This window comes from Pseudonocardia lutea (genome assembly GCF_042658055.1).
Taxonomy (GTDB): Bacteria; Actinomycetota; Actinomycetes; order Mycobacteriales; family Pseudonocardiaceae; genus Pseudonocardia; species Pseudonocardia lutea.
The window spans coordinates 1-19,242 of the sequence record NZ_JBHSQK010000017.1 but is presented as its reverse complement, the minus strand read 5'-3'; the positions used below and the strand labels follow the sequence as shown (position 1 = coordinate 19,242).

Sequence of the window (19,242 nt, the reverse complement as noted above, 5' to 3'; positions counted from 1 at the left end):
CAGCTGGCTCCCACACCCGCGGCGTGCCCGGCACACCCCGTCGACGGCCCGTGTCGCGCCCTCCCGGGTGTGCCGTCCCGTTCGCGATCGTGACCGGATCCACCGAGACGACCCACCGCCGGCGGTGCGCGCGGCACCCTGCCGCCCATGGACTCCCACGGTCTCCGCACCCGGCGCTCGCTGCTCGACGACGGCTTCACCCCCGCCGAGATCCGTCGCCTGCGCACCTCCGGTTCGCTCCTCCCCGTTCGACGCGGCACGTACACCGAGCCGGGCGACCGGCGTCTCGAGACACCGGAGACGCGGCATGCGCTACAGGTGCGGGCGACCCTCCCGGTGCTGGCGAAGGGCTCGGTGGTCAGCCACGCGTCGGCGGCCGTGCTGCACGGGCTGCGGCTCTGGGCGGTCCGGCTCGACCGGGTGCACGTCACGCGGGACGCGACCAGCGGCGGCCGCACGTCCCGTCGCTTCCACCTCCACACGGCCCGGCTGCGCGCGGACGAGGTCGTGGAGATCGACGGGATCGCCGTCACCTCGCTCGCCCGGACCGCCGTCGATCTCGCCCGGACCCTGCCCTACGAGCAGGCGGTCGTCGCCGTCGACTCCGCGTTCGACATCCGGCGAGGCCGAACCCCGGGCCGGGCACCGCTCGCGCGGAGCGACTGGGACGAGGCGATCAGCAGAGCCGCGGGATGGCCCGGTGGACCGGCAGCCGGCCGGGTCGGGAGGTTCGCCGCCGACGGCGCGGAGAGCGCGGGGGAGTCCCGTAGCCGGATCGCGATCGCGGCGGCCGGTCTCCCGCCGCCGGTCCTCCAGCTCGCCGTTCCCGGAACGGCCCGGGGCGTCGACGGACGGGTCGACTTCGCCTGGCGCGATCAGCGCGTGGTCGGGGAGTTCGACGGCCGCGTGAAGTACGGGCGGCTGCTCGCGCCCGGGCAGGAGGCCGGCGACGTCGTCTTCGCCGAGAAGATCCGCGAGGACGCGATCCGCGCCGCGGGATGGACGGTCCTGCGCTGGACCTGGGGCGAGCTGCGGGAGTTCGACCCGGTCGCCGCCCGGCTCCGGCGCGCCCTCGATGGCTGATCGGGGGGACCTGCCACACCCGGAGGTGCGTCCCGCGGGCCGTCGACGGGGTGTGCGGCGTGCTCCGCGGGTGTGGGAGCAGGCCCCAGCGGGTGTGGGGGAGCTGATCGCCGACCGTCAGGCGACGGCGCGGCGGGCGAGCCGCACCCGCAGCGTCCGGTCCGGCTCGGGTGCGGTGATCGCGCCCGGCACGCCGCCGAGGCACTCGAGCTCGCCGCGGTCGACCAGGTAGCGCACGTGCGAGGCGGTCTCGGCGAGCGCGCCGATCCGCATCGGGCCGACCTCGTCCCAGGGCCGCGACCAGGTCAACCGGGCCGCGAGCTCCCACATCGTCGGCTCGCCCGCCTCGCGGACGATCCCCAGCAGCTCGCGGCACCGCTCGGCGTGGTGCGCCTGCAGGGCCCGGGCGCGCGCGGCGAGCCCCCGGAAGCGGTACTCGTGCGCGGGCAGCGCCGTGAGCCCGCCGTGCTCCTCGTCGGCGAGGGCGACCCGCTCCAGCGAGTCGAGGAAGGTCTCGAGCGCCGGGGCGTCGGCGCTGGTGAGGCCGATGTTCGGGGTGATCCGCGGCAGGACGTGGTCGCCGGTCAGCAGCACCCCGGCGTCGGCCTCGAGCAGGCAGATGTGCCCGGGGGTGTGGCCCGGGGTCCAGAGCGTGCGGACCGCCCGGCCCTTCAGCGGGAGCGCGTCCCCGTCGGAGAGCAGGACGTCCGGCTCGGCCATCGACGACCCGTCCGGACCGCCGGAGCGCGGCCCGGTCAGCTCGCCGACCTCGGCCTCGGAGGCGCCGCACCCGCAGAGCCAGCCGGCCATGATCTGCCGCTGCTCGTCGGGGCCGCCCGAGTTCCAGCGCTGCGGCAGGGTCGCGGCCTCCAGGCGGTGCATGGCGATCCACGCGCCACTGCGCTCGGCCAGCCGCCCGGAGAGACCGTGGTGGTCGGGGTGGACGTGCGTCGCGACGATCCCGACGACGTCGTCGAAGCCCGCGCCCGCGGCCTCGAGGCCGGTGACCAGGGCGGACCAGGTCTCCTCGGTGTCCCACCCCGGATCCACGACGACCACGCCGTCGTCACCCGGGACGAGGTAGCAGAGCGTGTACCGCAACGGGTTGTGCGGGATCGGGACCGGCACGGACCAGAGGCCCGCCTCCAGCCGCTCGACGGGCGGGAGCGCCCTGGCGGCCCACGCCTCGCGCTGCGCCGTCCCGACGACCTCCACACCCGCGGGGACACCGCCCGCGGGGACCCTCTGCACCACCCGCCACCCACTTCCTGGACGCCGAACGTCCGAAACCTTCCTGGACGGTAACCCGGCCCGGGCGGCTCACTCAACCGAGCGCAGCAGGAAGGTGACGAGGCGCTCGGCGTAGTCCTCGACGTCGATCTTCGGGCGCAGCCGCTCCGGGGTGGAGGAGACGTGCAGGGCGACGCCCCCGCAGAGCGTGTCCAGCAGCAGCGTGACCGGGGTGTCTGCGGCGACCTCGCCGCGGTCGATCCCGCGCCGGACCATCGCCCGGGCGGCCCGCACCTGGGCCTCCCGGTGCCGTTCCCACCGCTCGGCGACCCCGGGCAGCTGCGGCGCGTCCAGCCCCATCCGCTCGAAGGCGCGCCCGGAGGGGCCGAGGTGCATCTCCAGGAGCTGGCGGGCCAGCCGGACGAGGTCGCCACGCAGGGTGCCGGTGTCGACGTCCGCGACGGGCGGCACACGCTCGGCGAGCGCTCCGACCAGCAGGGCCTCCTTGCTCGGCCAGCGCAGGTAGATCGACGCCTTGCCGACCCCCGCGCGCCGGGCCACCGCCTCCACGCTGAACCCCGCCCAGCCCTGCGAGCCGAACAGCTCGACGGCGGCGCGGGTGACCCGTCGGTCGACGTCGGGATCGCGCGGGCGGCCCGCGGCGGGGGAGGCGCTCATGGCGTCGCCCAGGCTAGTCGTGGGCGGGAGTGGACGAACGCGCCGCGACCGGCTGCGGCGGGGCGGGAACGGCCGCGAACCGGGAGAGGGACCGGCGGGAGCGAACGTGACGGACCCGAAATTGCATGCCGCAAGCATCCGCGTATTCTTGCGTGTAGCAACCAAAGGGAGAGGTCCGTGATCAGCACGTCGACGGCGTCCGACCTCGTGGACGCCATCCGCGAGTTCGTCGGCCTCGGTCGCCTCGCGCGGCAGATGGCCGAGGCCGAGCCGCCCGTGGAGGGCGCCTGTGTGCTCCACCCGTCCCGGGCCGGGCTGCTGGCCCTGCTCGTGGCGGAGGGGGAGCAGCGGCTCGGGGTGCTGGCGGTGTCGCTCGACGTCGACGCGTCCGTGGTCAGCCGTCGCGTCGCCGCCCTGGAGGAGGCCGGCCTGGTGGCCCGCCGGCCCGACCCGCAGGACCGCCGCGCGCACCTGGTCGGGGTGACCGAGCGGGGCCGGTCCGCGCTCGAGGCGCACCGCGAGCACAACGCCGAGCAGATCGCCGCCGCGCTCGCCCACCGCACGGACGAGGAGGTCGGCCGGATCGCCGGGGAGCTCCGCGGGCTGGTCGCCGACCTGCACCGGATCCCGCCCGCGCCCCGGCGGCGCGCCGAGCCCGCGCCGACCCGGTAGCCGCCGACGTCCGGGGTAGCCCCGGTACCGATCCGCACGACCCCGAGATCCCGACGGATCCGAGAGACGAGGAAGCACGCGTGTCCACCACCCGCGCCGAGACCCCGGTCGCGCCGAGCGCGCCGGCAGCGCCCCCGACGAGCGGTGGGGCCGGCGGCATGACGCACCGCCAGGTCCTGCAGGCGCTCTCCGGCATGTTGCTGGCGATGTTCACGGCGTTCCTGTCGGCGACGATCGTCTCGAACGCGCTGCCGACGATCATCACGGACCTGCACGGCTCGCAGAGCCAGTACACCTGGGTCGTCACCGCGACGCTGCTCTCGTCGACCGCCAGCACCCCGATCTGGGGCAAGCTCTCGGACCTGTTCTCCAAGAAGCTGCTGGTCCAGCTCGGCATCGTCTTCTACATCGGCGGCTCGATCCTCGCCGGTTTCTCGCACTCCGTCGACATCCTGATCGTCTGGCGCGCGGTCCAGGGTCTCGGCCTGGGCGCGCTGCAGTCGCTGATCATGATCGTGATCGCGGCCATGATCAGCCCCCGCGAGCGCGGCCGCTACACCGGCCCGATCGCCGCGGTGATGTCGCTGGCCACCGTGGCCGGTCCGCTGATCGGCGGCGTGATCGTGGACAGCTCGCTGGGCTGGCGCTGGTGCTTCTGGGTCGGCGCGCCGTTCGCGGTGGTCGCGCTGGTCGTCGTGCAGCGCACGCTGAACCTGCCCGTGGTCAAGCGCCCGGTGAAGGTGGACTACCTGGGTGCCGCGCTCATCGCCGCCGGCGTGTGCGACCTGCTCATCTGGGTCACCCTGGCCGGCAACGAGTTCGCGTGGGGCTCCGGCACGTCGTGGCTGCTCCTCGCGATCGGTGTCGTCCTGCTGGGGCTGGCGGTGTTCGTGGAGTCGCGGGCGGCCGAGCCGATCGTGCCGCTGTACCTGTTCAAGGAGCGCACCACCACGCTCGCGGTGATCGCGAGCATCGCCGTCGGCGTGGCCATGTTCGGCGGCTCGGTCTTCCTCGGCCAGTACTTCCAGATCGCGCGGGGCTACTCGCCGACCGCGTCCGGGTTGCTGACCCTGCCGATGATCATCGGCTCGACCCTCTCGGCGACCGTCTCCGGCATGCTGATCACCAAGCTCGGGAAGTGGAAGGTCTTCCTGGTCGCCGGCTCGGTCCTGATGCTCGGCGGGTTCGCCCTGCTCTCGAGCATCGACCACGCCACGAACATCTGGCTGATGGGCGTCCACCTCGCGGTGCTGGGCCTCGGCATGGGCATGACCATGCAGAACCTCGTGCTGGCGGTGCAGAACACGGTCAAGGTCACCGACCTGGGCGCGGCGTCGTCGACCGTCACCTTCTTCCGGTCGCTGGGCGGCACGATCGGCGTGTCGGTGCTCGGCGCGATCCTGGCGACCCGGGTCGCCGACCTCACCACGCAGGGCCTCACCGACGCCGGCGTGCCGGTCAGCGGGGCCGGCTCCGGCGAGGTGGGAATCGGCTCGCTGAACGAGCTGCCGGCCTTCGTCGCCGACATCGTCCGCGGCGCCTACGGCGACGCGACCGCGCGGATCTTCCTCGTCGCGGGCGCGCTGGCGGTCGTCACGCTGCTCGCGGTCGTGTTCATCAAGGAGGTCCCGCTGCGCACGCTGAGCGGGATCCAGCAGCAGGCCGAGGCCGACGGGGCGAACGGGCCGGACGGGGCGGCCCCCGCGGTCGCGCCCGCCGGCGCCCTGTCGACGGCGGCCGCGCCGGCGGCGGCCGTCGCCGCCCCCGTCACCGCCTCGACGCCCGCCGAGCTGCCCGGCGGCCAGGACGGGGGTCGGCACGCGATGCCGCCCCACGCGACCGTCGCTCGCCCGGCCGACCCGGACGGCGTCGGTCCCGCCGTCTACGGCTTCGTGAGCGGCACCGGCGGCGCGGGCATCGGCCACGCCGTCGTCACCCTGACGGCCGGCACGGGGGAGCAGGTCGCGCGCGCGACCACCGAACCCGACGGCGGCTTCGAGTTCCATCTGCCCACCGGCGGCACGTTCCTGCTGGTCGTCTCGGCCGGCACGTTGCGGCCGTCGGCGTCGATGGTCGCCGTGGCCGACCGCCCGGTGCGGCACGACGTCACGCTCGGCGGCGGCAGCGAGGTGTCCGGCACGGTGTTCGCCGGCGACTCCGGCGTCCCGGCCGCCGGGGTGACCGTCACGCTGATCGACGCGCGCGGCGACGTCGCCGGCACCGCCCGGACCGACGAGGCCGGCCGGTACCGGATCGCCGGGGTCTCCGGCGGGGCGTTCACGCTGGCGGCGGCCGGCGCGGGCGTCCCGGTGGCCACCTCGGTGAGCCTGTCCGACGGGGCGCCGCTGGTGCACGACGTCGTCCTGCCGAACCGGGCCGAGCTGCGCGGCACCGTGACCGCGGCGAGCACCGGGCGGGGGGTGCCCGACGCCGTTGCCACCCTGGTCGACGCCGAGGGCCACGTGGTCGCCTCGACCGGCACGGACGCCGACGGCGGGTTCGCGTTCGCCGACCTGCCGAGCGGCACCTACACCCTCACCGCCGCCGGCTACGCCCCGGACGTCCAGGTCGTGCGGGTCGACCCGGGCTCGACGACGGAGGTGCGGGTCGCCCTCGGTGCGCCGGCGCCGGGCGGGGTCGCGGCGCCGGGCGTCACGGGCCGCGCCCCCCAGCCGATCGCGGGGGACTGAGCGGAGGAGCAGCGGGAAAGACGACGGGCCCGACACCTCGCGGTGCCGGGCCCGTTCCGTCTCAGCCGTTCACTCGACGGTGGCGTCGACCGTCACCGGGATGTTGCCGCGGGTGGCGTTCGAGTACGGGCACACCTGGTGGGCGGCCTGGACCAGCTCGTCGGCGGTCGCCTGGTCCACCCCGCCGAGCTCGGCGTGCAGGGCCACGGTCAGCGCGAAGCCGCCCTGGTCGTTCGGGCCGATGCCGACCTCGGCGGAGACCGAGGAGTCGGTGATGTCGATCCTCTTCTGCTTCGCGACCAGCTTGAGCGCGCTGTGGAAGCAGGCCGAGTAGCCCGCGGCGAAGAGCTGCTCCGGGTTGGTGGCCCCGCCGGCGCCGCCCATCTCCTTCGGGGTGGCGAGGTCGAGGTCGAGAATGCCGTCGGACGAGCGGACGTGGCCGTTGCGCGCGTCCCCGCTCGACATGGCGGCGGCGGTGTAGAGCACCTTCACGATCGGCTCCTTGAGTAGAACGAACGGTCTTTCTTGCTGGGACCGATCGTGGCACGCCTCCGCGAGAACCGCAAGACCGATCGTTCTGTCTGGTAACCTGGCGGCATGTCCGCACGGCTCGCCGACTCCCCGCCGCACGGCCGGTCCGAGGCGCGCGACCGGCTGCTGCGCACCGCGTCCACGCTGTTCTACGGCGAGGGGATCCGCGCGGTGGGCGTCGACCGGGTGATCGGCGAGGCCGCCGTCACGCGCGCCACCTTCTACCGGCACTTCCCGAGCAAGGACGACCTGGTCGTCGCCTACCTGCGATCCGTGGACGGGGCGGTGCGGGCCGTCGCCGAGGCCGCTCCCGAGGGGGCGCCGCGGCTGCGCGCCGTGATCGGGGAGATGGGGGAGCAGTCGTGTTCGCCGGGGTTCCGTGGCTGCGCGTTCATCAACGCCGCCGCCGAGTACCCCGATCCGGACAGCCCGGTGCACCGGGCGGTCGCGGAGCACCGGGCGTGGCTGACGGCGCTGTTCGTGCGCGAGCTGGGGATCGCCGGGCACCCCGATCCGGAGCAGGCCGCGGCGCAGCTGATGATGCTGCGCGACGGCGCGATGGTCGCCGGCTACCTCGCCGACGCGGCACGGGCGCGGGAGACGCTCGTGCGGGGGCTCGAGGGGTTGCTCACGGTCTCGTGATCACCGCTCGTGGACGGAGCCGGTCGGATTCCGACCGCGGGCGTCCGGAGGTGACGATCATGGACGGCTGCGGGACGAGTGCGGCGATCAGCCGCCGTACACCCACTTCCCGTCGATCATCGTCCCGCGCACGAGCTCGGCGGAAGGCGCGGCGAGGGCCCGGTCCAGGGGGCGGTCGAGCAGGACGAGGTCGGCGGCGGCGCCGGGGACGATGCGCCGGGGTCGGCCGCCGGGGTCGTCCGGCGATCCGAGGTAGGCGGCGAGGGCCTGCCGGACGGTGAGGGCCTCGGCGGGGCCGAGCGGCGCGCCGTCCGGTGTGCGCCGGGTCCTCGCCGCCTCGATCACGGCCCACGGGTCGACCGGGCCGTAGGGCGCGTCGGAGGAGAGCGCGAGCGGCACACCGGCCCGCTGCAGGCTGCGGCAGCGGTACAGCTCGCCGTGCTCGTCGGCGGGCACCTCCCGCCGGTAGCGGTCGCCGCGGTCGGCGAGGAACCCCGGCTGCGTGACGACGGCGAGCCCGCGCAGCGCCGGGACCAGCTCCTCCGGCACCAGGGCCGCGTGCTCGACCCGGTCCGCCGGGTGGCGCCCGGCCTCGTCGAGCGCGGCCAGCAGCAGCACCAGCGACTCGCGGGTCACGCTGTGCACGGCGACCCCGCGCCCGGCCGCGTGGGCGGCGCGGATCCGCGCCACCAGCTCGTCGAACCCCGGGAGCCCCGAGTCGGCGAGCACGATCTTCAGCGGGCCGGTCGCCGCCCCGGGCGGGGCGGCCACGCCGAGCGGCAGGCCCAGCAGCGTCACGCGCTGCGGGACCGCGGTGAGCGCCCGCGCCGCCGCCGTCCCGAGATCGGGCGTGGCGTCGGTGACCGAGGTGATCCCGTAGGCCGCCAACTCCCGCCCGAGGTCGGTGAGGTCCGGGAGGTCCACGGCCGGGAGCCGCGCGCGGAGCCAGTCGTCGGCGCGGAAGAGCCGGCCGGTGGGGGTGCCGTCGGGCGTCCGCTCGACGCCGGGGTGGTCGAGCGGGCCGAGGTCGGCGAGGGCCTTCGAGTTGAGGATCCACAGCGCCCCGCTGCGGTGCTGGACGCGCACCGGGCGGCCGGGGTGGAGGGCGTCGAGGGTGCGGGCGTCGAGCTCGTCGCCCGGGTAGCCGGTGCCCCGCACCCAGCCGTGCGCGTCGGCGGGAGCCGAGTCGAGCGCCGCGGCGAGGTCGTGCGCCGCGCAGTCGACCGAGCGGCGGGCCGCGGCCAGGGCGTGCAGGTGGACGTGATGGTCGACGAGCCCCGGCAGCAGTGCACCGCCGTCGCACTGCACGGCGGGACCGGGCAGCGTGCCGGTCGGCGCGACGGCCGCGACCACCCCCTCACGGACCCGGACGTCGACCCGCCGGCCGCCCACCTCGGCGTTCCGCAGGAGCAGCCCGCTCACCGGATCCCCAGCTCGGCGAGCACGGCCGCGGTGTCGGCCCCGGACGGAGGTGCCGGTCCCGGCACCGGGCGGGCGCGAGGGGCTGCGACGGGCACCGGGCCCGACGGCGTGTCGACCACCCAGCCCGCGGCGTCCCGCCGGGCGGACCGACCCGGGCCGCCGTCGAGCGTGCGGGCGACCACCTCGGTCATCGCGACGTCGTGCAGGAGGCCCGGCGCGGTGAGGGCGAGCGCGGCGGCGGTGAGCCCGGTGAGCGGGTCGGCGATCGCGTCGCCGACGAAGACCGGCAGCCCCGCGGCGTCGACGGCGACGAGCCCGGCCGAGGCCGCGACGACGTCGCCGAACCCGATCCGGTTCGACGCCCGGCCGGCCGCGGTGATCGAGATCCAGGTGGCGCCCCGGGCGACCGCCGCCTCGGCGTCCAGCCCGAAGCCGCGCAACGCCCGGGGCCGGGAGGCCTCGATCACGACGTCGGCGGCGTCCACGAGCGCCGCGAGGGCGGGCCGGTCCCGGGGGTCGGCCGGGTCGAGCACGACGGAACGCTCGCCCGCGTGCAGCAGTGCGTGGAACCGCGGCTCCCCGCGGCGCGCGCCGTCCGGCCGCGTCGGCGTCTCGACCGTGACGACCCGCGCCCCCGCCCGGCCCAGCAGGTGCGCGCAGAGCGGGGCCGCCCACAACGCCCCGAACGACACGACGAGCAGGCCGGCCACCGACCGCGGGGCGCCGAACGCCAGGGGGGCACGATCCACCGCCCGGACCGGCGCCGCCGCGACCCCCAGCAGCTCGGCGCGCTCGGCGAGATCCCGCGCCGGCATCCGGGCCAGCGCGGCGGTGAGCAGCGGCCACGGGTCGTCGTCGGGCAACGGGTGCTCGACGAGCGCGCCGAGCAGGGCGGGATCGTCCGGCCGGGCGCAGGAGACGGCCGCCCAGCCGTCGGCGATCGGGAGGAGCCGGCAGCTCCCGCCCACCGACACCCGGCCCGCGCGCCGGTGCCCGGTGAAGGCGGCGCGCTCGGCGAGCACGGCGGCCCCGTCGAGCCCGAACAGCGATCCCAGCTCGGCGGCGACGGAGGCCGCGCGGCCCGGCGGGACCAGGGGAGGGCCGTCCGGGTGCCCGGTCAACGGCACGACGCCCGAGGCCGCCCACTCGGCGGCGGCGTCCGTCCCCACGGCAGCACCTTATCCGCCGGTCACGGCGCTAGGCTCGGCTCGCCATGACGCCACCCCTGGTCCCGCCCGCCGACCTCGTCGACCTGGGGCCGCTGCTCGGTGCGCACGCCCGCGTCGACACCCCGCTGCTGGGCGTCGACCTCACCGCGGCGCCGGCCGACGTCGGGCGGCTCGCGCGGATCGCGGGGGAGTCCGACCGGATCCTCGTGGGGGTGGGCGAGCCGGGCCCGGGGTGGGGCGCCCTGGTCGGGGCGCTGGCCCTGACCCTGGTGCCGGTCGGGTGCGACGGCGGACCGGAGCTCGTCGGCGTCGACGACCCCGCGGCGGCGCTCGCCGGCCTGCACGCCGCCGCCGAGGCGAACCCGCAGGCCGCGACCGTCCTGGCCGGGCTGCTGCGCTGGACCGCGGAGCTGCCGGTGCGCGCCGCGCTCGACGCCGAGTCCTTCGCCTACTCGACCCTGCTCGGCGGGCCGGAGTTCCGCGCCTGGCTCGCCCGCCGCGGGCCGCGCCCGCTGCCCCCGCCGGCCGACGAGCCGGTGCGGGTCGCGCGGGCGGGTCGCGTCCTGCACCTCACGCTGAACCGCCCCGAGCGGCGCAACGCCTACGGCCGCCAGGTGCGCGACGCGCTGGTCGACGCGCTCGACCTGGCCCTCCTGGACCCCGCGGTCGAGCGGGTGGTGATCGACGGGGCGGGCCCGGCCTTCTGCGCGGGCGGCGACCTCGACGAGTTCGGCACCGCCCCGGACCTCGCCACCGCGCACCTGATCCGCACCCGCGCCGGTGCCGCCCGGCCCGTGCACGCCCTGCGCGACCGCGTCGAGGTCCGGCTGCACGGGCCGTGCGTGGGCGCGGGGATCGAGGTGCCGGCCTTCGCGGGCCGCGTCGTGGCCGCGCCGGACACCACCGTGCGGCTGCCCGAGGTCGGGATGGGGCTGATCCCCGGGGCCGGCGGCACGGTGAGCCTCCCGAGGCGCATCGGCCGGTGGCGCACTCTCCACCTCGCCCTCTCCGGCATGCCCTGCGACGCGGCGACCGCGCTGCGCTGGGGACTCGTCGACGCCGTCGCCGAGCAGTGCCAGGCTGGCGCGCATGAGCCGTGACGACAACGGGCCCGACGTGGACACCGACCAGCTGGAACCCGAGGACACGCTGGACTACCGCGGGGTGGCGGACGTGCTCGACGAGGGCTACTCGCCGCCGGAGCGTCCGTGGGCGGTCGACGACTACGGCGTCACGCCCTCGGACGAGCACACCGGCGAGGACCTCGACCACCGGCTCGCCCGCGAGCTCCCGGAGGACTGGGGCGGCGACGACGAGGACGCGGACTGGGAGACCGACACCTCCGACACGGACGGCGAGCTGCGCGACGACCAGGTCGGCGACGCGCGCGCCGGCCGGCTCGTCGACTACGACGACGGCGGTGTCACCGACGACGACGCGGACGCCTGGGCCCGCGACGCCGGGGTGGACGGCGCCGGCGCCTCCGCGGAGGAGGCCGCGGTGCACGTCGTCGACGACGAGTAGCCCCGTTAACGGCCGCGGCCCGGTGATCGTGGTCGGGCCGTGACCGGACGACGGAGCGGAGCGGGGACCGGCGTACCCGCGTCCCTGGTGCCCCGCTGGATCGTGCCCCTCGTCGTGCTCAGCGACGTCGTCGTGCTCGGCGTGCTCTACGCCGTCCTGGGTCCGCCCGGGCTCCTGTTCGGCGTGCCGGTGCTGATCGGTACGGTGATCGCGCTGCTGGTGCTCCGGCTCGTGACCGCCCCGCACCGGCGGCTGCTCGCCGACCTGCGGGCCGGGGCCGGGCAGGCACTCGGGAGCGGCGCGAGCGGGGCTGCCCGGCCGGGGCCGTACCGGCACGGCTCGCCCGGCGGGGCGGACGACCCGTGGTGGTGGCCGACCGACGACCCGCGCGGCTCCCGGGACGACTCCTGGGACGACTCCTGGGACGGCTCCTGTGACGACCGGGGCCACCCGCACGGCCGAGACCACGCGTGCGGCGGGTCGTGGACCGCGGACGACGGCGGTAGCGGGCCGGAGCCGACCTGGTCGGGCTCCGACTCGGGCTGGTCGAGCGCGGACTCGTCGTCGGGCCCCTCCTCCGACTCCTCGTCGAGCTCGTCCTGGTCCTCGGACTCGGGCTCGTCGTCGAGCTCGTCCTCGGACTCGGGCTCCTCGTCGGGCTCGTCCTCCTCGGACTGAGGCCCGCATCGAGGCCGGGTCCGGTGCCCGTCACGGCCCGGGGTCGGGAGGTTCGACGAGGCGGTGCCGGTAGGCCAGGGCGACCAGCTGGGCCCGGTCGCGGGCGCCGAGCTTGGTCATGGCTCGGCTGACGTGGGTCTTGGCCGTGGCGTGGCTGATCGTGAGCTCGGCGGCGATCTCGGTGTTGCTCAGCCCGTGGGCGACGAGCGCGAGGATCTGCCGTTCGCGGGCGGTGAGCTGGGCCAGCGCGTCGGCGTCGAACCGCGGGGCCGCGGTCCGGGCGGTGAGCCGGGCGATCAGCCGCCGGGTCAGCCCCGGGGACAGGAGCGCCTCGCCCCCGGCGACCAGCCTGATGCCGCGCAGCAGCTGGGCGGGCTCGGTGTTCTTGATCAGGAAGCCGGCGGCGCCGGCCCCGAGGGCGTCGACGACGTACTCGTCGTGGTCGAAGGTGGTCAGGATGAGCACGTGGACGTCGGCGAGATCGGGATCGGAGGCGATCTCCCGGGTGGCACGCAGCCCGTCGACGCCCGGCATCCGGATGTCCATCAGCACGACCTGCGGGCGGGTCCGCCGGGTCAGCTCCACCGCGGCGGCCCCGTCGCCGGCCTCGCCCACCACGACCATGCCGGGCTCGGTGTCGATCAGGACCCGGAAACCGCCGCGCACCAGGGCCTCGTCGTCCGCGATCAGCACGCGCACCGGATCGGTCCGCGGGTCGTCGACCCGGAGGTTCCTGTCGCCGCCGTGCGTCATCGCGGGTCCGGGACGGGCAGCGCGGCGCACACCTCGAACCCGCCGTCCGGGTGCGGGGCCGCGGTGAGGCGGCCGGACAACGCGCGGGCGCGTTCGCGCATCCCGTCGATGCCGTGCCCGCACGCAGTGGCCGCGCCGGCCGGTCTCCCGTCGTCGCGGACCCGGATGAGCAGCCGTGCGGGTTCGTACGTCAGCGCCAGCCGCACGGCCCGGGCCCCGGCGTGGCGGATCACGTTGGTCAGGGCCTCCTGGACGATCCGGTAGGCGGCCAGGTCGACGGGTGCCGGCAGGGGTCGCGCCTCGCCCTCGACCTGCAGCTCCACCTGCAGGCCGGCGGCCTCGGCCGTGCCGACCAGGTCGGTGAGCCGGCCGAGCCCGCCCCGCGGTGCCCGTGGCTCCTCCGTCGCGGTGTCGGCGCGCAGGATGCCGAGGATCGTGCGGACGTCGGCGAGGCCCTCGTCGCAGATCGTCTTGATCGCGGCGAGCGCCTCGCGGGCCTGCCCGGGGCGCCGGTCGACGACGTGCAGGCCGACCCCGGCCTGCACGCTGACGGTGGCCATGGTGTGGCCGACGACGTCGTGGAGCTCGCGGGCGATACGCAGCCGTTCCTCGGCCGCGAGGCGACGCGCCCGCTCGTCGCGGGCCTGCGTCTCGCGGGCGTGCCGGGCGCGCGTGGCGGCGAGCACCGCCCGGTGGTAGCCGACGGCTACCCCGGCGCTGCTCGCGGTGGCGGCCAGCAGTACGGCGTCGGGGACCACGCCGACGGTGGCCGTGTCGCCGAGCACGACCCGGATCGCGAGGATCTGGACCAGGGCGGTGACCGCGCCACCTGCGACACCCCACCGCCAGCCCCGGAGGGCCGCCAGGGTGTAGCAGCCGATCAGCGGCGCCAGGGTGACCAGTCGTCCGGGATAGGGCGCGAGGAACCAGACGAGGGGGACCGCGCCGAGCACGGTCAGGGCCGCGACGGGATACCGGCGGCGCACGGCGACCGCGGCGGCGAGCACGACGGCCAGCGCCGCCGCTCCGGCATCGGGCGGGCGGCCGTCCGCCACCGCCGGACCGACCCCGGCGACCGTGGCGGCGAGGAGAGCCATGGTGACGCCGGCCCCGAGAACCGCGTCGGCCACCAGCGGGGAACGCACGCCCCGACGCCCCGCCGCTCGCCCGGTGTCGACCATCCGCCCGCCCTCGCTCCGGCCACCCCTCTTCGGTCCATGGTCGCGGGTGCGACCGCGGGAGCGCATCCACCGAGCGCGGTGTCCCTGCACTACCTCACGGGTTGACGACGTCTACCACCAGCGGCCGACGGCCTCCGCAGGCGGCAGCCGGGAAGGACGACCGCCGTCCGACGCGCCGGGCGGGGTCGCGCGCGCACCCTCGCCTCCACACACGAAGGAGCGCACCGGCCGCCACGACAGGGCGGGCCGGCCCACCGCCACCGAAGGGATGCCCGATGTTCGTTCTCCACCTGCTCACCGCCCCGGACGCCGTTCAGGTCGCCACCGTCGGCGGCTACCGGCTCGGCGCCGGGCGGACCGTACCCACCACCGCCGCCGTGCTGGCCCTGATCGGCGTGGTCGTCGCGGGGGTGGCCCTGGCCCGCCCCGCTCGCCGGACGGGTCCCGTCAGCGGGCGGGTCGCCGCCCTCGCCGGTCTGGTGCTGGGGCTGGTCGGTGCGGTCGTCGGCGGGCTGCACGCGGCCAACTCCGCCGGTGGGCTCGGCACCGGCAACGGGTTGGCCGGGGCCGTCGTCGCCCTGGTGCTCGGGCTGGTCGGCGTGGTCGTGGCCGCGCTCGCGCTGTTCCGCTCTCGCCGCACCCTGCGCCCGGCAACGCCGCCGGTCCGCTAGTCCGCCGACCCGTTGGTCACACGGGGACGACCGCCGCGGCGGCGCGCGAGCGGGTCGTCACCAGGCGCCGGCGGAACGAGTCGGTGTCGCTGCGGATCGGGCTGGTGGTGTGCAGGAAGTCGAGGAGCACCTCGGCGAAGCGGGCCGGGTGCTCGGCGTGCGGGAAGTGCCCGGTGCGCTCGAAGACCTCGAGCCGGCTGTGCGGCAGCCGGTCGTGGGCGGCGACGGTGTGGTCGAGGGGGATCACGGCGTCGTCCGTGCCGGCGACGAGCAGGACCGGGAGGTCGGCGAGCAGGTAGAGCCGGCCGGTGCCGTCGAGGCGCTGCCCGGACCAGTTCAGCGCGCTGCGCACGGTGTGGACGAAGGCGTCGCGCGCGCCCTGGTCCGCGAAGGAGGCCAGGGCGCAGGCCAGCTCGTCGAGATCGGCGCGCGGTACCCCCGGCACGAGCCGGACGGCCCGGTGGGCGAGCTCGGCGATCCTCCGCGGGGTGAGGGTGTGCGCGGCCTTCAGCACCGCGGCGGCACCCGGCAGGCTCGCGGCGCGCAGGGCGATGCTCACGTCCGGGCCGAGGCCGCCGCTGGCGTCCAGCACGAGCCGCTCGGTGAGCTCGGGGAACTGGTAGGCGAACTGCATCGCGACACCGCCGCCGAAGGAGTGCCCCACCACGGTGGCGCCGTCCAGACCGAGGGCGAGCAGGAGATCGCGCAGCCCGGCGGCGTAGGCGCCCAGCGAGTAGTCGCCGGTCCGGGGCTTCGCCGACTCGCCGTGACCGAGCAGGTCCGGGGCGATCACGTGGGCGTGCCGTCCGAGCAGGGGCAGGGCCGGCAACCAGGTGGCCGAGCTGCTCGCGAGCCCGTGCAGGAGCACGACGGTCGGCCCGCCGCTGCGGCGGCCGGCCTCCAGGTAGGTCACCCGCTGGTCGTGCAGGGTGATCTCGCGGCGGGCGACGGCGGCGGGCGCGGTCGAGCGGGAGCGGCGGCGGAGCCCGTGGGCGCGGGGCCGCCCCGCGGGTGCGGGGCCACGTCGAGGGAGCTGGCTCACTCTCGTCCTTCGGTCGCGGCGACGCCGGGGTGGCGCCGTCAGGGGGCGGCGTCCCCGCGGCGGCGGTGGAGCAGGGAGGGCCCCGGGGGTATAGCCGCTGCGGTGATCGATAGTCGGACCGCGGCTGTCGGGGGCGTCACAGGGCGCGTGTCGCCGTTCCCGCAGAGGTCAGCGCCGCCGCCGGAACGCCCGTCTGCACGCCGTCCACACCGCGGCGACCAGGCCGATCACCGTGAACAGGGGAATCGGCAGGCAGCAGCCGCAGCCGCCGAGCGAGACCTCGGACCCGCGCCGCGTGCGGGTCGAGAGGAAGGGCCCCGGGCCCCAGAAGCCGACGCGGGTCCGCGGGGGAACGGCCCCGCGGGGGCGGAGACCCCGACCGGCGGGCCGGCCGTGGCGGGGGCCGAACAGGACGCGATCGAGGAGCCTGCGGCGGATCTCCGCGCCGAGGCGGCTCACGTCCCGTCCCCGCGCACGCTGCCGGGGACCCGCACCTCACACGCCACGCTCACTCCTCGGTCGGCCTCGTCCGCCGTCGTCGGACCCGGTCGGCCCGCCGGCGGCGATCACCCCGGCGGGTGTTCCCACCCCGGAGCGGTTCAACCGCCGGTGCCGACCCCGTCTGCCAACTCTGTTGGCCTACGCTTGTTGGATGGCGTTCACGCAGCGGTCCGAGCGCACCCGGACGGCGATCCTCGAGGCCGCCCGGCGACTGCTCGCGGAGCGGGGGTACGAGGCCACGACGATCCGCGCGGTGGCGGCCGAGGCGGGCATCGACCCGTCGATGGTGATGCGCTACTACGGCAGCAAGGAAGGCCTGTTCGGCGCGGCCGTGGACGTCGACCTGCGGCTCGGGCAGGCGGCGACGGACTGCCCGCCCGAGCGGCTGGGGGAGGCCCTGGCCCGCCACCTCGTCGCCCGCTGGGAGGGACCGCTCTCGGACGAGTTCATCCGGCTGCTGCTGCGCTCGGCGAACACGCACGCGGTGGCCGCCGCGCACATCCGGACGATCTTCGAGTCGCAGGTCCTGCAGATGGTCCGCGACGCCCTCGGGGACCACCCGGACGCACCACGCCGGGCCGGGATGATCAGCACCCAGGTCCTCGGGACCGCCCTCTGCCGCTACATCCTGCAGCTCTCCCCGGTGGTCGCCATGGACGGCGAGACCCTGGCCGCGACGATGGCGCCGGTGCTGCAGCACTACCTCACGGGCGACCTGAGCGCTCCCGTCGGCCGCTGAGCTGCCGGCGGAAGTAGCGCCGGGCCCACGGCTCGAACTCCGCGGCGGATCCCGCCCAGCCCAGATATCCGTCGGGCCGGACGAGCAGCAGCCGCCCTTGCGGCCGTGCCGGGATCGCGGCGTCCACCTGCGCAGGGAGGTCCAGCCGCTCCGCGTCGGCACCGACGAGCACGAAACGCCCGCCGCGCAGGGCCTCGAACAGCGTCCCGCACGCCAGCGGCAGGTCCGGGACCCGCGTGCCCACGGCCGCGTCCGCCCCGCGCGGCGCCGGGTAGCGGAGGCCGATGCCCGACAGGGTGCCCGCCACCCGGTCGGCGAGCGGCGGCACCGAGAGCAGGGTGCGGCCGACGACGTGCCGCGCCCAGCGCCCGACCCGCGGCCGGATCATCGCCAGCCGGACGATCGCCCCGCTGCTGCGCAGCACGGCCCGGCCGATCGGGTGCCGCTCCGCGTGGTAGGAGTCGAGCAGGTCGTCGTCGCCCCAGCCCTGCACGGCGGCGGCGAGCTTCCAGCCGAGGTTCGCCGCGTCCTGCATCCCGGTGTTCATCCCCTGCCCACCTGCGGGGGAGTGGCAGTGCGCGGCGTCGCCCGCCAGGAAGACCCGCCCGACCCGGTACCGCGGCACCTGGCGCTCGTCGCTGTGGAAGCGCGAGAGCCAGCGCGGGTCGTGCATCCCGAAGTCGGTGCCCAGGGCCCGCCGGGTCACCTCCCGCACCTCGTCGAGCGCCAGCGCGGCGGACTCGTCCACCTGGTTGCGCCGGTTCCAGGCGAAGACGCGGTACCAGCCGTCCCCGAAGGGTGCGACGAAGGCGAAGCCGTCGCGCCCCGCGTTCACGGCCAGCACGTCCGCGGGCGGGTCGGCCAGCCGCACGTCGGCCAACATGATCGATCTCAGCACGGACCGGCCGGGGAACGGCAGCCCCAGCGCTCGGCGCACGGCACTGCGCACGCCGTCGGCCCCCGCCACCCACTCCGCCCGGTAGGACGTGCGCCCGTCCCCGCCCACCTGCACGTCGACGCCGTCCGCGTCCTGGCGGAGGCCGACGACCTCGGCGCCCCGCACGACCGGGACGCCGAGGCGGTCGAGCCGCTCCTGCAGCACGCGCTCGGTCTCGTACTGCGGGGTGATCAGCAGCGAGGCGTACTCGGACGGGAGCCGGCCGAGGTCGATGCGCACGCTGTCGAACAGGTCGAGCCGGCGTACCGGCGAGCCCCGCGCGGCCAGCCGGTCCGCGAGCCCGCGCAGGGCGAGCTCCTCCATCGTCCGGGCGTGCACGCCGAAGGCCCTGGTGAGGTTCGACTCCTCCCCGCGGCGTTCCAGGACGACCGTCCGGACGCCGGCCTCGGCCAGGTCTCCGGCCAGCAGCAGCCCCGTCGGTCCGGCCCCGACCACGAGGACCTCCGCGTCCATCCCGCACCTCCCCGAAGTGCCAACACCTGTTGACGACGATGCACCCGGGCGCGCGTTCTGTCAACGCTTGTTGGCATACATGCGTTGGCTTGGCCTGGAGGTGGCGATGCGCGTCGTCGTCGCGGGAGCGAGCGGAGCGATCGGCGTCCCGCTGGTCCGCATGCTCGTGGCGAGGGGACACCGCGAAGGCGCCGGTGTTCCGGCGCGTCCGCGAGGCCCGCCGGTTCGTCAGTCAGTCGATCGTCCTGGGCTACGGGTACCGCGACCACGGCGACCGCGTCCCGGTCGAGGAGGACCGCTCCGGCGAGCCGCAGGGCGACCGCAGCGACCCGCACCTGGCCGCGATGCGGATCAACGAGGAGCTGACGTTCTCCGCCCCCGAGGGCATCGCGCTGCGCTACGGCCTGTTCCACGGCGGCGACCTCGCGGCCCTGCGCCCCTCCTCGCCGCCCGCAGGCTGCCGGTCGGCACCGGGGGCGTGATCGGCTGGGTGCACCACCAGGACGCCGCGGGCCGCGCGCCTGCGCACGACCTGACGACGCCCGGCCGCGGGGCCCCTCCGCGGCCGTGCGCAGCTGCGGGCAGTACAGCTGATATGGGGGCAGCTCTTGTCAAGTGGGCAGGG

The 19,242-nt window shown here is 76.3% G+C and carries 20 protein-coding genes; 10 read left to right on the top strand and 10 right to left on the bottom strand.

Annotated elements, in window-relative coordinates; translation table 11 throughout:
* Window positions 1–147 precede the first annotated feature (147 nt).
* Window positions 148–1,083, top strand: a complete 936-nt coding sequence (locus tag ACFQH9_RS08980; protein ID WP_379565459.1) for a hypothetical protein — start codon at window positions 148–150, stop codon at window positions 1,081–1,083.
* Window positions 1,084–1,200: 117 nt separating this feature from the next.
* Here the strand turns inward: ACFQH9_RS08980 and ACFQH9_RS08975 are convergent, their stop codons facing one another.
* The gene (locus tag ACFQH9_RS08975; RefSeq protein ID WP_379565458.1) at window positions 1,201–2,334 is read right to left on the bottom strand and encodes an MBL fold metallo-hydrolase; all 1,134 of its coding nucleotides are present in this window, start codon (window positions 2,332–2,334) and stop codon (window positions 1,201–1,203) included.
* Window positions 2,335–2,403: 69 nt separating this feature from the next.
* Window positions 2,404–2,991 carry a TetR/AcrR family transcriptional regulator gene (locus ACFQH9_RS08970; RefSeq protein ID WP_379565457.1) on the bottom strand — a complete coding sequence of 196 codons (588 nt, stop codon included), beginning with the start codon at window positions 2,989–2,991 and terminating at the stop codon, window positions 2,404–2,406.
* A 177-nt stretch (window positions 2,992–3,168) separates the two neighbouring features.
* On the opposite strand from ACFQH9_RS08970, the gene ACFQH9_RS08965 reads away from it, so the two are divergent.
* Together ACFQH9_RS08965 and ACFQH9_RS08960 are read left to right on the top strand one after the other, a co-directional pair.
* Window positions 3,169–3,663, top strand: coding sequence for a MarR family winged helix-turn-helix transcriptional regulator (locus tag ACFQH9_RS08965; RefSeq protein WP_379565456.1), 495 nt, complete (start codon window positions 3,169–3,171; stop codon window positions 3,661–3,663).
* Between the two features lie 80 nt (window positions 3,664–3,743).
* Window positions 3,744–6,353 carry an MFS transporter gene (locus ACFQH9_RS08960; protein WP_379565454.1) on the top strand — a complete coding sequence of 870 codons (2,610 nt, stop codon included), beginning with the start codon at window positions 3,744–3,746 and terminating at the stop codon, window positions 6,351–6,353.
* A gap of 69 nt (window positions 6,354–6,422) precedes the next feature.
* On the opposite strand, the gene ACFQH9_RS08955 is transcribed toward ACFQH9_RS08960, so the two are convergent.
* Window positions 6,423–6,848, bottom strand: coding sequence for an organic hydroperoxide resistance protein (locus tag ACFQH9_RS08955; RefSeq protein WP_379565475.1), 426 nt, complete (start codon window positions 6,846–6,848; stop codon window positions 6,423–6,425).
* A 102-nt stretch (window positions 6,849–6,950) separates the two neighbouring features.
* On the opposite strand from ACFQH9_RS08955, the gene ACFQH9_RS08950 reads away from it, so the two are divergent.
* Window positions 6,951–7,526, top strand: a complete 576-nt coding sequence (locus tag ACFQH9_RS08950; RefSeq protein WP_379565453.1) for a TetR/AcrR family transcriptional regulator — start codon at window positions 6,951–6,953, stop codon at window positions 7,524–7,526.
* 87 nt (window positions 7,527–7,613) lie between these two features.
* On the opposite strand, the gene ACFQH9_RS08945 is transcribed toward ACFQH9_RS08950, so the two are convergent.
* Both ACFQH9_RS08945 and ACFQH9_RS08940 read right to left on the bottom strand, forming a co-directional pair.
* Complete coding sequence (locus ACFQH9_RS08945; RefSeq protein ID WP_379565452.1) at window positions 7,614–8,948, bottom strand: amidohydrolase family protein; 1,335 nt, start codon at window positions 8,946–8,948, stop codon at window positions 7,614–7,616.
* Window positions 8,945–10,117 (bottom strand): CoA transferase, encoded by a 1,173-nt coding sequence (locus tag ACFQH9_RS08940; protein WP_379565451.1) that lies wholly within the window; start codon window positions 10,115–10,117, stop codon window positions 8,945–8,947. The genes ACFQH9_RS08945 and ACFQH9_RS08940 overlap by 4 nt, the downstream gene beginning before the upstream one ends.
* A gap of 44 nt (window positions 10,118–10,161) precedes the next feature.
* Between ACFQH9_RS08940 and ACFQH9_RS08935 the strand changes: the two genes are divergently transcribed.
* The 3 genes from ACFQH9_RS08935 (at window position 10,162) to ACFQH9_RS08925 (ending at window position 12,319) form a co-directional block, all read left to right on the top strand.
* Window positions 10,162–11,217, top strand: coding sequence for an enoyl-CoA hydratase/isomerase family protein (locus ACFQH9_RS08935; protein ID WP_379565450.1), 1,056 nt, complete (start codon window positions 10,162–10,164; stop codon window positions 11,215–11,217).
* Entirely contained in the window at window positions 11,207–11,641 is a 435-nt protein-coding gene (locus ACFQH9_RS08930; protein ID WP_379565449.1) for a DUF5709 domain-containing protein, read from the top strand. Before ACFQH9_RS08935 ends, ACFQH9_RS08930 begins: the two co-directional genes overlap by 11 nt.
* An 87-nt stretch (window positions 11,642–11,728) precedes the next feature.
* Window positions 11,729–12,319: a hypothetical protein gene (locus ACFQH9_RS08925; protein ID WP_379565448.1), complete on the top strand. Its 591-nt coding sequence runs from the start codon at window positions 11,729–11,731 to the stop codon at window positions 12,317–12,319.
* Between the two features lie 30 nt (window positions 12,320–12,349).
* On the opposite strand, the gene ACFQH9_RS08920 is transcribed toward ACFQH9_RS08925, so the two are convergent.
* A complete protein-coding gene (locus ACFQH9_RS08920) occupies window positions 12,350–13,072 on the bottom strand; it encodes a response regulator (RefSeq protein WP_379565447.1) in 723 nt (240 codons plus the stop codon).
* Entirely contained in the window at window positions 13,069–14,217 is a 1,149-nt protein-coding gene (locus tag ACFQH9_RS08915) for a sensor histidine kinase (protein ID WP_379565446.1), read from the bottom strand. The genes ACFQH9_RS08920 and ACFQH9_RS08915 overlap by 4 nt, the downstream gene beginning before the upstream one ends.
* Before the next feature lie 311 nt (window positions 14,218–14,528).
* Here ACFQH9_RS08915 and ACFQH9_RS08910 point away from each other — a divergent pair, with 311 nt between their 5' ends.
* Entirely contained in the window at window positions 14,529–14,924 is a 396-nt protein-coding gene (locus ACFQH9_RS08910; RefSeq protein WP_379565445.1) for a DUF6223 family protein, read from the top strand.
* A gap of 16 nt (window positions 14,925–14,940) precedes the next feature.
* Here ACFQH9_RS08910 and ACFQH9_RS08905 read toward each other — a convergent pair whose 3' ends face one another.
* Together ACFQH9_RS08905 and ACFQH9_RS08900 are read right to left on the bottom strand one after the other, a co-directional pair.
* Window positions 14,941–15,966, bottom strand: a complete 1,026-nt coding sequence (locus ACFQH9_RS08905; RefSeq protein ID WP_379565444.1) for an alpha/beta fold hydrolase — start codon at window positions 15,964–15,966, stop codon at window positions 14,941–14,943.
* A 168-nt stretch (window positions 15,967–16,134) separates the two neighbouring features.
* Window positions 16,135–16,425 carry a hypothetical protein gene (locus ACFQH9_RS08900; RefSeq protein ID WP_379565443.1) on the bottom strand — a complete coding sequence of 97 codons (291 nt, stop codon included), beginning with the start codon at window positions 16,423–16,425 and terminating at the stop codon, window positions 16,135–16,137.
* A gap of 193 nt (window positions 16,426–16,618) precedes the next feature.
* Between ACFQH9_RS08900 and ACFQH9_RS08895 the strand changes: the two genes are divergently transcribed.
* The gene (locus ACFQH9_RS08895; protein WP_379565442.1) at window positions 16,619–17,206 is read left to right on the top strand and encodes a TetR/AcrR family transcriptional regulator; all 588 of its coding nucleotides are present in this window, start codon (window positions 16,619–16,621) and stop codon (window positions 17,204–17,206) included.
* Here ACFQH9_RS08895 and ACFQH9_RS08890 read toward each other — a convergent pair.
* Complete coding sequence (locus ACFQH9_RS08890) at window positions 17,172–18,617, bottom strand: FAD-dependent monooxygenase (RefSeq protein ID WP_379565441.1); 1,446 nt, start codon at window positions 18,615–18,617, stop codon at window positions 17,172–17,174. The two genes, ACFQH9_RS08895 and ACFQH9_RS08890, sit on opposite strands and share 35 nt — an antisense overlap.
* A 194-nt stretch (window positions 18,618–18,811) precedes the next feature.
* Here ACFQH9_RS08890 and ACFQH9_RS08885 point away from each other — a divergent pair, with 194 nt between their 5' ends.
* Entirely contained in the window at window positions 18,812–19,099 is a 288-nt protein-coding gene (locus ACFQH9_RS08885) for a hypothetical protein (protein WP_379565440.1), read from the top strand.
* The last annotated feature ends 143 nt before the right edge of the window (window positions 19,100–19,242 follow it).